Here is a 13,556-nt window from a genome sequence, read left to right on the forward strand (position 1 = left end):
AAAATTCCTAGTAAAGGAACGACAGGTTTTAGTGAAAAAACGACAATGTTGTTATTAAGTATTTTGAGAAAAGAGATTAAAAGATTAGAAAGGCCATTAAAATAGCCTTTCTTTATAGAGGTATTTTAAGCTGTGAGAGTTTTATTTGATAATTGCATTAATAGCGTGTTTATTTCTTCAAACCTTGGGCGAAGCGGTAAAGCGGTTTGCATACAGTTATCTTTAATTTCATTTAATTTATTGGCAATAGGACTATTATCATTATTTAATGACAGTAAATCATCTAACAAGCAACCAAAAGCACGCACTTCAATGCTTTCAATTGCTTCTTGTTGAATAAGGGTTAAACCAGATAAATCCGTTGCAGCGCCAAAGTCACCAAATAGCATGTCAGAATCACTATTGATCATCGTATTGTGCGCATAGATATCACCATGACTTACATTGTTTTTATGTAAGTGGTTTAAAGTATTGGACATTTGAATTGTGATTTTGAGTATTTCAGCAATAGAAAACGTAGTGTTAGCTTCGAAGGTATCTCTAGTGCGGGTTTTTAATGAAGGTGGTAAACCCAAATTACCATAAGTACTTGGTATTAATTCCATAACTAAGCCAAGTTGATCTGTTTGGGCTATTTGGCCAATTACTTTAATTAAATTAGTGTGCTCACCAGCGGTTAAGCAGCAATTTAATTCATCTTGTGGATAGCCATCACTCGTTACTTCACCTTTAAATAATTTAACGGCAATATTTACCGCGGTGCCTTTTAAGCTATTTGGTTGATTAATCCATTTGGCTTTATGAATAAAACCCGAAGCACCCTCTCCAATTTGTTGTGTTAACTCAAAATCAATAAGCTTTACTTGCTCAACAGGACTGTTATTAGATGTATTCGCATTAAAATCATTACCAGAGCATGCAAACCAAGATAATTTTGGCAGCTGTATTAACCAATTAGGTAAGGCTGTTAACTTATTAGCTGATAATCGGATTAACTCTAAACTTTTACAGTTTGCCATAGTGTCAGGCAACTTAGATAGCTGATTACCAGCTAGTGCTAGCTTTTGTAATCTGTGTAACTTACCTATGTTACTAGGTAGTTTTTCAATTTTATTATCAGTTAAAATTAACCATCGCGTTTGCACTGGTAATGCGTCATCTGCAATGGTTTTAATTTTATTGGCTTTAAAACCTATCATTTCTAGCTGTGGGCATTTACCTAACGCATTTGGTAAGTGTTCAAATTCATTATTAGAAATAAATAGAATTTTTAATCGATGCAAGCGACATAAATCTTCAGGCAAACTTGAGAGTTTGTTGTTAGATAAATCTAATATTTCTAAAGAATCGGCTAAATCAAAGATCTCTTGTGGAAACTGAGTCAACTCTTCTACAAGTTGCAGCCGCTTAATTCCGTTTAATTGTCCCGCTTTGAGTTGCGCTAAAGTTTGCAAATTAATAACCCATGTTTGAATAAATACTAAAATCGCGGCTATGGTAGTTTATTAGTTGTATTTGAGGAAGTTTTGATTGTAAGTTTTTAAAAAGCCTCTCTAGTGGGAGCTAGGGAGGCTTAGGGGGATTAACTATATTTACGTCTGAATAAACCTAAACCAATTAACATGGTAAATAAGTAATACAGTGAACCACCACTTGAAGATTTATTTTCTTCAGGCTTGGCTTCTTCAGTTTTATTTGTAATGTTAAAGCTTGCAATTTCAGTAACTGTTTCACTATTTTTTGTAATCGTTACACTAAAACTAATTGCAGTATCACTATCAACCTCAGGAGCTGTGAATGTAATGCTCGCTTCGGTTGTATTTGAAAGTGTAATTTCAGGACCACTTACTTGTTGCCAAGTGTAAGTGATATCTTCTAGGTTAGCTGAAGCTGTAAGTGTTATTGATTGTCCTTCTTCAACATTTTGAGCACCAGAAATACTTGCTGTTAATGCTGTATCTACAGGTGTTTCACATTGTTCTTTATAAACAACATCAATCCATTCTGGATGATCGATATATGGGTTACGGTTACCTTGGTATTCGTAAATTGTATTATTTCTTTTTAATTCAAACTCATCGATTGGATCATTTTCATGCCACTCTAATAAAGTACATAACTTGCCAAGTTCACCTATGCCATCAGAGAAACCTGTGCGTAATGTTTCAGCCTTATCAACTAATACAAGATCAGGCATATTTGATACATTACCCACTTCATAACGTGTATCCATATAGAACATCATACGCGCAACATCACCCTTAACTTGGTTTCTAGGTTCCCATGAAATTGAACCATTTTTTGAGTTTTCGGGTGCTTCTGTTACCGGAGTACCGCCATTACCAAAGTCATTATCACTACGTTGTGTATTCATTGATACATCAGCAGGGCGAAGGTGATGAATATCTGTATAACCTAATTGGCTAGAATCAGGAAAACCATGGCTTTTAGCCCAAACGTGTTCGCGATTCCAGTAATCTTGATTGGTTGAAGCGGAACCTGAACCATTCTCGGCTTTAGGAATTGAACGACCTGAATAAATTAACAGAATATTATCTGCGATAGCAGGATCTTGATCTGTATAAGTCATTGCAGTCCATACTTCAGAATAACTAAGCTGTTTATGAAATGCTGATATATCTTGTGTGATAGCTGCTTTGAAGGCTGCTTTATTACTTTCATCTGCGGTAATTGTATTTGTGTAATAAACACTATCGTTAAATGTAGCTTGATCTGCCACTTTAGTAATATCTGGGCAGTTTGTACAAATGCTTTCGCTACCACCGCCGGTTTCATCACCAATTTCAGTACCTACACCTGGTTGTGGCTCAGTGCCTGTACAGATATCTTCACCATTACAACCAAGGCCATCTGCAGTATCTTTATCAAATACAGACCATTGTGATAACTGACTCGCAAAGTCATCATCAGAAATAGTATCACCAGTTAATACTGTTGCTAATCTGCGTAAGGTTTTATCTTTAGAGTTAAAACCTGAGTCATTTGTCCACTGTTGGCGAACGCCAACTTGACCAAAACTATCCACTACGCCATCTTTATTTGATAACACAATGGCATCATCACCGTTGAATGCAATGACGTTTGACGCTTCAATACCTTGAGGTGCCTCTTTTTTAAAAGCATCTGTCGCGCCGTTGTTATATATAACAATACTAGAACCAGGTATTAATAAACCTTGTAATAATGCCTCAGAATTTGCTTGTGTTGCACCATTTGAAAACAGCTCTAATTTATATCCTTCAGGTGCTAAATCAACGTCAGAGCCACCAATGTTAGATATTTCGATAACTTTATTGTTACTACCACCTTCAATGTACTCTGAAATAATTACAACACCTGGCGGTGTATTATCAACTTCTTCAATAGGTAGAGGTTCATTACCGGTACAAGCAGCTTCACCCATGCAGCCTAAGCCGTCAGAAGTATCTTTATCAAAAGTAGCCCATTGTGACAGTTGACTAGTAAAATCATCGTCAGAAATACTATCGCCTTCAGTGATACTTTCTAAGCGGCGTAAGGTTTTATCTTTAGAATTAAACCCATCATCATTAGACCATTGCTGACGCACACCTACTTGACCAAAGCTATCAACAATCCCTGCTGAATTAGATAAAACAACAGCATCATCACCATTAAAGTTAGCAGAACTACTGCCATCAATACCTTGTGGTGCCGCTTTTTTAAACGCATCTGTTGCACCATTATTATAAATAACAATACTAGATGAAGGTATTAAAGTGCCAATCAGGTCTGTTTCACCTGTTGCCGTTGCTGAGCCATTGGAGTACAAAGAGAGCTTGTAACCTTGATCTTTTAGATTTACATTCTCAGTTCCAAGATTGGATATTTCGATCACTTTATTTGTGCCACCACCTTCAACGTACTCAGTGATCACAACATTTGCATGGGCGTGTGAAACAGCTAATCCAGCTAGAATTGGTATTATTTTTTTCATTTCAGTCTCTAATTGATAATAATGTAAAAAAGTTCATTAAAGAGGCGGTTTTGTAAATTTAAATATCTTTAAACCGACTGTATTTGATGGTTATTTCTACACTTTAAGTGGAAATAACTACATTTAAGGTAATCGCCTTTATGATCGGTAAAAAGGTTTTGATGTCATTCATAATTTCTTGTTCATAAAGCATTTAAATCAATACCTTAAAAGTGATGGGTAAGTTTATTTATTGAATAAAGTTAAGGTGTTGAATGGTTATTTTGAATAAAGGAGGCGAAATGTAACAAATTGACGAATACTGTTTATTTAATATTTACAAATTTGCCAGGTGTAGTACCTGTTTGTCTCTTAAACATTTGAATAAATGCAGGCAGTGAGTCATATCCTAAACTTAAAGCGACATCTGTCACTGATCTATTTTCACTTAGCCATTGAATTGCTTTATGTAATCTTAATTGTTCTCGCCATTTAGTGAAGCTAATACCGAGTTTTGAGTCGAATCGTCTGGCTATTGTTTTTGTACTAGCGCCCAATTCCTGTGACCACATTTGTAATGTTTTATTACTATCAGGTGTTTTTTGCTGCCAAATCAGAATGGGTAACAATAATGGATCGTTTGATAAAGGCAGGCATAAAGGTACTTGTTCTAGTTGTGTTATTTCATCAACTAGCACATTTAGTAAGCGGGTTTGTTGCTTAGTAAAACTAGAATTGGTGGTTTCAGAAAAGGGAAAGTGACTTGCCTTGCTAATTAACTCTCTGGTTAAACTATCAACTTTTAATACTGTAATATCTTTATCTAATTGATTTATTAGACCTTTCTGTAGGTGCACACTGCGAAGTTTTGCCCCATTAATTGTGGCAATACTATGAAGTTGATTGGCTGGTATCCATATAGCTTGCCCTGATGGAATAAGGTGATCGCCTTTAATGCTATTGACTTCCAATAAGCCTGATACTGCATATATCAATTGGTCCCAATCATGTTTGTGACCAATGACTTTTCCTCTAGGAGGCAAATCTTTTGCTTTCATAAAAACTGGATAAGGTAGTTTTTTGAATATACTCAGCCTAGGTTTAAATAATTTCCAGTCGTGTCCGTTAGTCGACATAAATAGTCATTTTTTAGTAAGAAAGACATTTGTGGGCAGTATATGCTGTTTATTCAATAAAGTAATCAAGTAGTTTTATATTTTGCTTGGAATGTTTCACTTTTAAACAGGTATATATCATGAAAAACAATAGATTAGTTGAATTAATTGAGCTGCAAAGCATAGTAACGGCACCTGGTGTATTTGATGGTTTATCGGCGCGCTTAGTTGAACAAGCAGGTTTTAGCGCAATTTATGCAAGCGGTGGGGCTATTGCGCGCAGTACTGGGGTACCTGATATTGGTTTACTCACTTTAACTGAAGTTGCAGACAGAATGAGGCAAATAGTTGAATCAACGAGTTTACCTGTCATAGCGGATGCGGATACAGGGTTTGGTAATGAAATAAATGTTAAGCGAACAGTTGAGCTATTTAGTAATGCTGGAGTGGCTGCATTGCACATTGAAGATCAGCAGTTTCCTAAACGATGTGGTCATTTAGATGGCAAGTCACTGATCAGTATTGAAGAAATGAAACATAAGATTGCAGTTGCAAAAAAATATGCTGATAACATGATGATAATTGCACGAACAGATGCCATTGCTGTTACTGGGTTTGAAGATGCCATTGAAAGAGCTAAAGCATATGTTGAGGCAGGTGCTGATATGATTTTTGTAGAAGCACCAGAAACAGTAGCGCAAATAGAATTAATAGCGGAGCAAGTTCCCGGCCCTAAATTGATTAATATGTTTCATAGCGGTAAAACACCTTTAGTATCAACTGAACGCTTAAAGCAGCTTGGCTATCAACTCATAATTATCCCTTCAGATTTGCAACGCGCAGCGATGGCAGGCATGAAAAACGTATTATCTGAAATTTATCAATCAGGAAATTCAGGTGCAGTTGCAGATCAAATGTTAAGTTTTTCTCAAAGAGAGCAAGTGGTTAAAACTCATGAGTTCCTTCAGCCTTAAATTCAGTATCGTGAATCTAGGTTATTTCGCTTGCTCTATAAAATAACTTACTCGACTTCTAGGGCTTAAATATTCATATACCTCTTTGGATATCTGATTTAAATTTAATGCTCTAGCGATTTTTAATTCATGTGATTCATCTAAATCTATGATCAAAGCCTGTTCTTTAGGAATTAATGGATCAAAAATGAGTACGTTAGGGAATAGTAATTTACTTAAATTTACTGAAATAACCAAACCAATTTGTCCTGTATCTAGCTCTACAACTGTTCCAGGTGGATAAATCCCGAGAAGTTTAACCAATAAACCTAAAGAATGAGGCTCATATTTATGTTTATCTCGTTTAAAAAGATGTGACAAAGCCGAATAGGGGGTTTTAGCTTTTTTAGTATCACTCGGATGACATAAATTATCATAACTATTCACAACGCTTAATATATTTGCCAAAGGGTCTAATTGATGACCTTTGAGCTTATTTGGGTAACCACTGCCATCATATAACTCATGATGTTGAACGATTATTCGTTTGGCTTTTTTATCAAAGTCATTCGCTAAATCTAATAATTCAACACTGTATTGAGGATGTAGTTTTAGATAGTTTTCTTCGGGGCCTGTTAGTGGTGTTGTTTTACGTAAAATTTGTGTAGGTACTTTTAATTTACCAATATCATGAAATAATGCGGCCATACCTAATGTTGTTAGGGATGTTTTTGATAAGCCTTTCTTCTTACCGATTAGCATAGCTAAAATAGCAACATTTAATGAATGGTAATATAGATTTTCGTCTTCTTTTGATTCACTCATTAAGTGTAAAACAATATCGCCTTTGCTTAATAATTGCTCTGATATTTCGTCTATTAACTGGCTTGCTTGATCTATTGCTTGTACAGGTCTGCTGCGAATATCTTTCATTATGGTGCGAACATGCAACATAGAGCGTTTAAAGTTTTTCTCAGTTCGATTTATATTGCGACGAAACTGTTTTAGTTTTTCAATTCTCAGCTCTTTTAAAACGGTTAGTTCATCTTTTAATTCGTTGACTTTATCTGAACTTGTTTCGGTTTCAATGCTGATTTCACTTCCTGTAAGTGGCTTATTGTCACTTTTTGTAGGAAAAGCGATCACATGTTTAATGCCCAAATTCTTAATGATTTTGATTTGATCTGTTGATTTTATTTTAAAATTATTTAAAACAAATGGATGCTGAAACCATTTAAGTGGCAGTTGAATAAATATCCCCGGCTGCAATTGTTCTACTGAAACTTTAATTCCTTTCATATGTAACTGTAAAACCTACCTTAAACTTAAATTTTCGAGCTCAGTATACTTGAATGTTTAGGTTGAAAATAGCAACTAAATCAAAAGAATGGCTATATTTATGGAGAACTGATGGTCTATTAGACAAATTGACTATTTTGATAATAATTAATATATTTTCTTGAGTTTATTGTAATTGATACCCTTATTGAGGCGATTACACCTCAATAAAGTTACGAACAATCCTAGAAAAATTGGTTGTTGTGATAGTCATGAATCGCTTAGTTAATCTCTTCTCTGGAATTCATAACAATTGATACCCTTATTGAGGCGATTATACCTCAATAAAGTTACGAACAATCCTAGAAAAATTGTTTGTTTTGATAGTCATGAATCGCTTGGTTAATCTCTTCTCTAGAATTCATAACAAACGGCCCGTACTGCACTATTGGTTCATTAATTGGTGTACCACTTAAAATAATAGCCTTTAACCCTTGGTTATTTGATTGTATAGACAAGGTGTCACCTGTGGAGTATAGCCCCATTTGGCGATATTTGAGTTCAGTAGAATCACCTTGATAAATAAATACGAGAACGGGGTTATGGCTGTTAAATTTAAGTTCAGCAACTTCGTTTACATTAAGTTCTAAATCTAAAAATATAGGCTGAGTTGAAAGTTCAGGTAAAGGGCCTGTCACTTGTTGTTCTTGAACTTTTAAAGTACCTGCTACAACACTGACTGTACCTCCAGATTCCAGGACTAACTTTGGTATATCACTATTTCGTAAATCTCTATAAGCAGCGGGTTTTAGCTTTTCATTGGCGGGTAAATTTAACCAAATTTGAAAACCATGCAATAAGCCATTTTCTTGCTCAGGCATTTCAGAGTGGATGACACCTTTACCTGCTGTCATCCATTGGACATCCCCACTTTCAATTATGCCGTTATTACCCATATGATCCTTATGGCGCATTTTACCTGCTTTCATATAAGTGATGGTTTCAAATCCGCGATGTGGATGTGACGGAAAACCTCCTATGTAGTCACTGGCATTGTCAGAGTTGATTTCATCTAACATTAAAAATGGGTTTAAAAACTGGTGAGTATGTTGACCACCGACTCTATGAATATTTACCCCATCACCATCTTGAGATGCTAAGGCATTAATGACTTGTTTTAGCTCTCTCATTATTTCACTCCTGCTTTAATTTTCATTTCATCACGCTCATGAGGCTGCATGAAATTAAGTTCAGGGCCGATAGGCACCACACCTGTTGGGTTGATACTTGTATGACTCTTATAGTAATGATCTTTTATATGCGTCATATCAACTGTATTTTTTACACCATCAATTTGATAAAGCTCGCGAATATAACCACTGATTGCTGGATAGTCGGCTAATTTTTGTTTATTACATTTAAAGTGACCATGATATACGGCATCAAAGCGTATTAAAGTCGTAAATAATCGCCAGTCAGCTTCGGTGAGCATATCACCAGTTAGATATCTATTGTTTGTTAGTATGCCTTCAACCCAATCTAAAGCATCAAAAAGGGTGTGGTAAGCGGTTTCATATGCATCTTGAGTTGTTGCAAACCCATTGCGGTATACGCCATTGTTGATATCAGAGTAAATACGATCGTTTATTTGGTCGATTTCATTTTGCATTGACTCAGGGTAATAATCATCTTGATTATTAGTAAGTTGATTAAATGCAGTGTTAAATATTCTGATAATATCAGCTGATTCATTGCTTACGATTGTTTTTGTTTGTTTATCCCATAAAACAGGCACTGTCACACGACCTTCATATTGACTATCGGCTTTTAAATAGATCTGATATAAATAATTGAAATCATATAAAGGGTCGCTCACTTCCCAGCCATTTTCAGCCATAAGTGCATCAACAACAGTAACATCGATATATTCTTCAAGCTGTTTTAAAGCTCTAAAAATGAGTGTGCGGTGTGCCCACGGGCAAGCTAAAGAAACATATAAATGATAGCGGCCTTTTTCAGCTTTAAATCCCGATGTACCAGTTGGGCCTGCGCTACCATCATATGTGATCCAATTTCTAAATTTACTGGCTTGGCGCTTAAATTCACCCTTATTTGCTTTAGTTTCATACCAAGCATCAACCCATTGACCATTTTGTAATAAACCCATGACTATGCTCCTAACTTTTTAGTTACTAATTTATCTAAACTTAAGCTGCCTGCACCTCTAAATACTAAGCTGATACTGATAATTAACAGAGCCAGTGCAAATTCATATCCGTTGTTACTCATAAATAGACCGTTGTTGATATGAACGCTAAAAATGGCAACTAACATAGTGATAGCTAATACAATTGAAGTTGGGCGCACCAATAAACCTAACATTAAAAATATGCCGCCAAAAAATTCAGCCGAACCTGCCATTGTAGCCATTAAAACTCCAGGTGTAATACCTATGGATTCCATCCAACCACCAGTGCCTTCAAGTCCATAACCTCCAAACCAAGCAAATAATTTTTGTGCACCATGAGCAAAAAAAATGGCACCTGCACCAAAACGTAATGCCAATGTATCTAAGCCTGATTTTGAAGATGCTATGTTTTGTATAAGTTGTTTGATTGTTGAAAGAGACATTATTTATTCCTCTATTGTGCTCTGTCGATTTGATGTAACCAGTTTATTGAATTTAAAATTTCAAAACACAGTGGTTTTTAGATTAGAATGTTCAAATAATTTGAACAATTAAATGCGTGTGTTTATGAATAAAAACCCAATCACAATAGAGGCTTTAACTGTTTTAGATGCAATTGATAGACGTCAAAGTTTTGCAAAAGCAGCGGAAGAATTGAATAAAGCAACATCAGCATTATCTTATGTTGTTCAAAAACTCGAAGAGCAATTAAATATCACTTTATTTGAGCGTCAGGGACGCCGTTCTGTATTAACCGCGGCTGGTAGGCTTGTATTAGAAGAGGGTCGTTTGATCTTGCAAGCAACAAGTTTGTTAGCTGATAAAGCAAAGCAAGTTGCAACAGGCTGGGAAGCAAAAATAAATATCGCTATTGATTCTGTGATAGATAGTGAGCATTTTTTTAAGATTTTATCTGAGTTTTTATTAGCACACCCAACAATTGAAATAGATATCCGAGAAAGCGTTTTAAATGGTGGTTGGGATGCATTAGAGCATGATGAAGTAGATTTAGCCGTTGGTGCAACGGGCCCTGTGCCATTGCAAAAAGGCTTTAGAGCTGTGCCTATGCAGTCCATTGATATGCTTCCTGTTATTTCAAGTACGCACCCTAAAGCGAGCTTAGCTAAAAATGCATTAGCATTTAAGGCGGAACTTAAAAATATCAGACGTATAGTCACGCATGATACAGCTAAAATAAATGTAGCGCGCACAGCGGGTTTGATTGATAGTCAGCAAATCTTATATGTTCAAAATATAGATCAAAAAATATCAGCACAATTAGCTGGTGTAGGCATAGGTTATTTACCGCGTCATAGAATTGAGCAGTATTTAAAAACAGGAGAATTGATAGAAATTAATTTAGATGGCAATAATACAGCTGAATGTTTTTTAGCTTGGAAAATAAGTAATAAAGGTAAAGGATTAAAAGCTTTGACTGAACTTTTATCTCAATCAGGGCTTTAATGTACTTTAGCTAACTTATTCTTACAATTTCAGACAATTTAACGCCCCTAATTTATATATACTTCAGTGCAATTTAATTTGAATTGTTTTCAAGCCTAATATTAAGGATGATTATGAAAAATTTAACCGCAATCTCTGCTATTTTTGCCACAGTATTAAGTGCTTCTGCATTTGCTAATCAAGAAGTACCTCAAACCCTAACGGATAAAAAGCATACCTTTGGCGCACAATGGTCATTAGGTAGTGCAGATTATGAACGATCGCATTTCAGCGATGATGGCGTGATTCAATTGTATGGATATTACAATTATGCAATCAATAAACAAGTTGCTATTGAAGTAGGTATAAATTCAGGATCTGATTGGGGTTGGGATTGTGATAACGATTATGACAACGATGATTGGGACTGTGATACAGGCTGGTTTGATTGGGATGACGATGATATAGAATATACTAACTTTGTTATTGCAGCTAAAGGTTCAATTCCATTAAGTAAACGTAATAGCTTGTTTGCTAAGCTTGGAGGTCAATTCTATGATTACGAAATAAATTATAGAGATAATACTGATACAGATGAATCTGGCTTTGGTTTATTTGCTGAGGCTGGTTGGCAGTATCGTTGGGACTTTGGTTTAGGTTTAAATGCAGGTCTACAATTCATTGATATGGGTAATTTAGATACATCAACATTTACAGCAGGTGTAAGTTACCAGTTTTAATTCTTTTATCCCCGATAGATATCGGGGATTTTTTCGATTTATTTTTTAGTGATTTTTTGTAATCTTTCGATGTATTGATCAACTAATCTCTCTAGTATATGTAATGGTACCGCGCCATTTTTTAGCACTACATCGTGAAAATCTCTTAAAGTAAACTGTTTACCTAAAGCCGCTTTGGCTTTCTCTCTAAGAGAGAGTATTTTCATCATTCCAACTTTATAAGATGTGGCTTGTCCTGGCATAACGATATATCGTTCAATTTCAGAAGTAACGTCAGATAAGGCCATGCCAGTATTTGCTAACATATACTGAATGGATTGCTCTCGTGTCCATCGCTTATGATGTAAGCCTGTATCTACTACTAATCTTACGGCTCTAAATAACTCAGCTTGTAAACGTCCTATATTATCAAATGGGTCATTCTCAAAACCTAATTCCCATGCTAAATATTCTGCATATAAAGCCCAGCCTTCAGTGTAAGCTGTAAAAGGTGACATACGCCTAAAGAGTGGCATACCTTCAAGCTCCATACCGATAGCGATTTGAAAGTGATGGCCTGGTATACCTTCATGATATGCTAAAGTTCGCATACTATACTTTGGTGTAGCTTTAATATCATATAGATTGGCGAAAAATAGTCCTGGACGACTGCCATCGATTGAGGGTTGTTGATAATAAGCCCCAGGTGCTGTTTTTTCTTTAAATTTAGGAATACGTCGTACTTCCATTCCTGCTTTAGGTTGTATGCGAAACGCGGGATCTAACCCTATGCTGATTTCATCTAAAATAGTTTGATAATCAGCAAGAATTTGCGCTCTTCCAGCATCTGTATCAGGGTAATAAAACGCTTCTTGCGCTTTTAATATTTCGATCGATTGGGTGAAGCCCTGTTCCGTTGAATATCCTTGAGATGCTAAAATAGCTAATATCTCACTTTGAATTCTAGCTACTTCAGTCAAACCCATTTGATGGATTTGTTCAGGTGTATAATCGGTTGTTGTAAAAAACTTTAATGAGGCAGCATAGGCTTGTTCGCCGAGTGGTAAACGCCAAAAACCATCATCTGTACTGGCTTTGCGTTTTAAATTTGTAAAATACTCAATAAGTATTTGATAGGCAGGGTGAACCGATTCCTGCATCTGAGTTGCTACTTTAGCTAAAATTGCGCTCTGTTGTTTAGAAGATATTTCATCTGAGTCATCAATTTTAGTTTTTAAAGAGGAGTATAAAATATTTTCTTCAATTGGTTGTTCTACAAAGCGAGTCATTTCATCTAGTACGCGCTCTATGACAAATAGAGGTGGAATAATGCCTTTTTCTTCTCTTATTTTTAGCCCTTCCAGACTTTGTTCAAATTTGAGTTTTACTTTAGATAATCGAGATATATAGTTTTCAGCATCTTCAACCACATTGACTTGGTGTTGCGCATCCATAAAACTGGGATAATCATTCTGTATACCAAATAACTGATTAACAGGGTAGTTATGGTATCTGAATTGCTCTGAATTGATACCAAAATTAAGTAAATATAAGGCTATTTCTCTTGATAGGTTTTCGGAATCGTTTAGCTCTTCTTCAGAATAGTTTTCAATCCCGAGCTTTACATGTTTCATTAAATGAAATAGCTCATCAGATTTCTTTTGGCTACTATCGTCGAGCTCAGCATTATGCCCTTTTATGCCAATTGATTCTAAAAAGCCTAAAGAAGTTAAAGTTTCAGGGCTATCAAAGGCTACTTTAATCATGGTTCGGTCAAGATATGATCTGAAAAAGAAAGGTTTATTGGCGTACCACTCATGGGAAGCCAATGCGCCACCAAAAATTAGAATGGTTAAAAGCAAAATGCTAACCCACTTGAATATTATTTTTATCATTATACATCCT

At 35.6% G+C, this 13,556-nt stretch carries 11 protein-coding genes; 3 read left to right on the forward strand and 8 right to left on the reverse strand.

Features of this window, described 5'->3' with window-relative positions:
* Nucleotides 1-125: 125 nt before the first annotated feature.
* From KO527_RS20195 to KO527_RS20205, 3 genes are all read right to left on the reverse strand, one after another.
* Nucleotides 126-1,454: a leucine-rich repeat-containing protein kinase family protein gene (locus KO527_RS20195; RefSeq protein ID WP_216042064.1), complete on the reverse strand. Its 1,329-nt coding sequence runs from the start codon at nt 1,452-1,454 to the stop codon at nt 126-128.
* Nucleotides 1,455-1,582: 128 nt separating this feature from the next.
* A complete protein-coding gene (locus tag KO527_RS20200) occupies nt 1,583-3,976 on the reverse strand; it encodes an endonuclease (protein WP_216042065.1) in 2,394 nt (797 codons plus the stop codon).
* A gap of 305 nt (nt 3,977-4,281) precedes the next feature.
* Nucleotides 4,282-5,091 (reverse strand): helix-turn-helix transcriptional regulator, encoded by an 810-nt coding sequence (locus KO527_RS20205; RefSeq protein WP_216042066.1) that lies wholly within the window; start codon nt 5,089-5,091, stop codon nt 4,282-4,284.
* A gap of 119 nt (nt 5,092-5,210) precedes the next feature.
* On the opposite strand from KO527_RS20205, the gene KO527_RS20210 reads away from it, so the two are divergent.
* A complete protein-coding gene (locus tag KO527_RS20210; RefSeq protein WP_216042067.1) occupies nt 5,211-6,044 on the forward strand; it encodes an isocitrate lyase/PEP mutase family protein in 834 nt (277 codons plus the stop codon).
* Nucleotides 6,045-6,065: 21 nt separating this feature from the next.
* Here KO527_RS20210 and KO527_RS20215 read toward each other — a convergent pair whose 3' ends face one another.
* The 4 genes from KO527_RS20215 to KO527_RS20230 form a co-directional block, all read right to left on the reverse strand.
* Nucleotides 6,066-7,322 (reverse strand): HD-GYP domain-containing protein, encoded by a 1,257-nt coding sequence (locus tag KO527_RS20215; protein ID WP_216042068.1) that lies wholly within the window; start codon nt 7,320-7,322, stop codon nt 6,066-6,068.
* 341 nt (nt 7,323-7,663) lie between these two features.
* Complete coding sequence (locus KO527_RS20220) at nt 7,664-8,491, reverse strand: pirin family protein (protein WP_216042069.1); 828 nt, start codon at nt 8,489-8,491, stop codon at nt 7,664-7,666.
* A complete protein-coding gene (locus tag KO527_RS20225) occupies nt 8,491-9,468 on the reverse strand; it encodes a glutathione S-transferase family protein (protein WP_216042070.1) in 978 nt (325 codons plus the stop codon). The genes KO527_RS20220 and KO527_RS20225 overlap by 1 nt, the downstream gene beginning before the upstream one ends.
* 2 nt (nt 9,469-9,470) lie before the next feature.
* Nucleotides 9,471-9,932, reverse strand: a complete 462-nt coding sequence (locus KO527_RS20230) for a DoxX family protein (protein ID WP_216042071.1) — start codon at nt 9,930-9,932, stop codon at nt 9,471-9,473.
* A gap of 124 nt (nt 9,933-10,056) precedes the next feature.
* Between KO527_RS20230 and KO527_RS20235 the strand changes: the two genes are divergently transcribed.
* Nucleotides 10,057-10,953 (forward strand): LysR substrate-binding domain-containing protein, encoded by an 897-nt coding sequence (locus tag KO527_RS20235; protein WP_216042072.1) that lies wholly within the window; start codon nt 10,057-10,059, stop codon nt 10,951-10,953.
* A gap of 113 nt (nt 10,954-11,066) precedes the next feature.
* Nucleotides 11,067-11,672, forward strand: a complete 606-nt coding sequence (locus KO527_RS20240) for a porin family protein (RefSeq protein ID WP_216042073.1) — start codon at nt 11,067-11,069, stop codon at nt 11,670-11,672.
* Nucleotides 11,673-11,710: 38 nt separating this feature from the next.
* Here the strand turns inward: KO527_RS20240 and KO527_RS20245 are convergent, their stop codons facing one another.
* Complete coding sequence (locus KO527_RS20245; protein ID WP_216042074.1) at nt 11,711-13,546, reverse strand: DUF885 domain-containing protein; 1,836 nt, start codon at nt 13,544-13,546, stop codon at nt 11,711-11,713.
* Nucleotides 13,547-13,556: the final 10 nt, after the last annotated feature.

Source organism: Pseudoalteromonas sp. C2R02, assembly GCF_018860845.1.
Classification (GTDB): domain Bacteria; phylum Pseudomonadota; class Gammaproteobacteria; order Enterobacterales; family Alteromonadaceae; genus Pseudoalteromonas.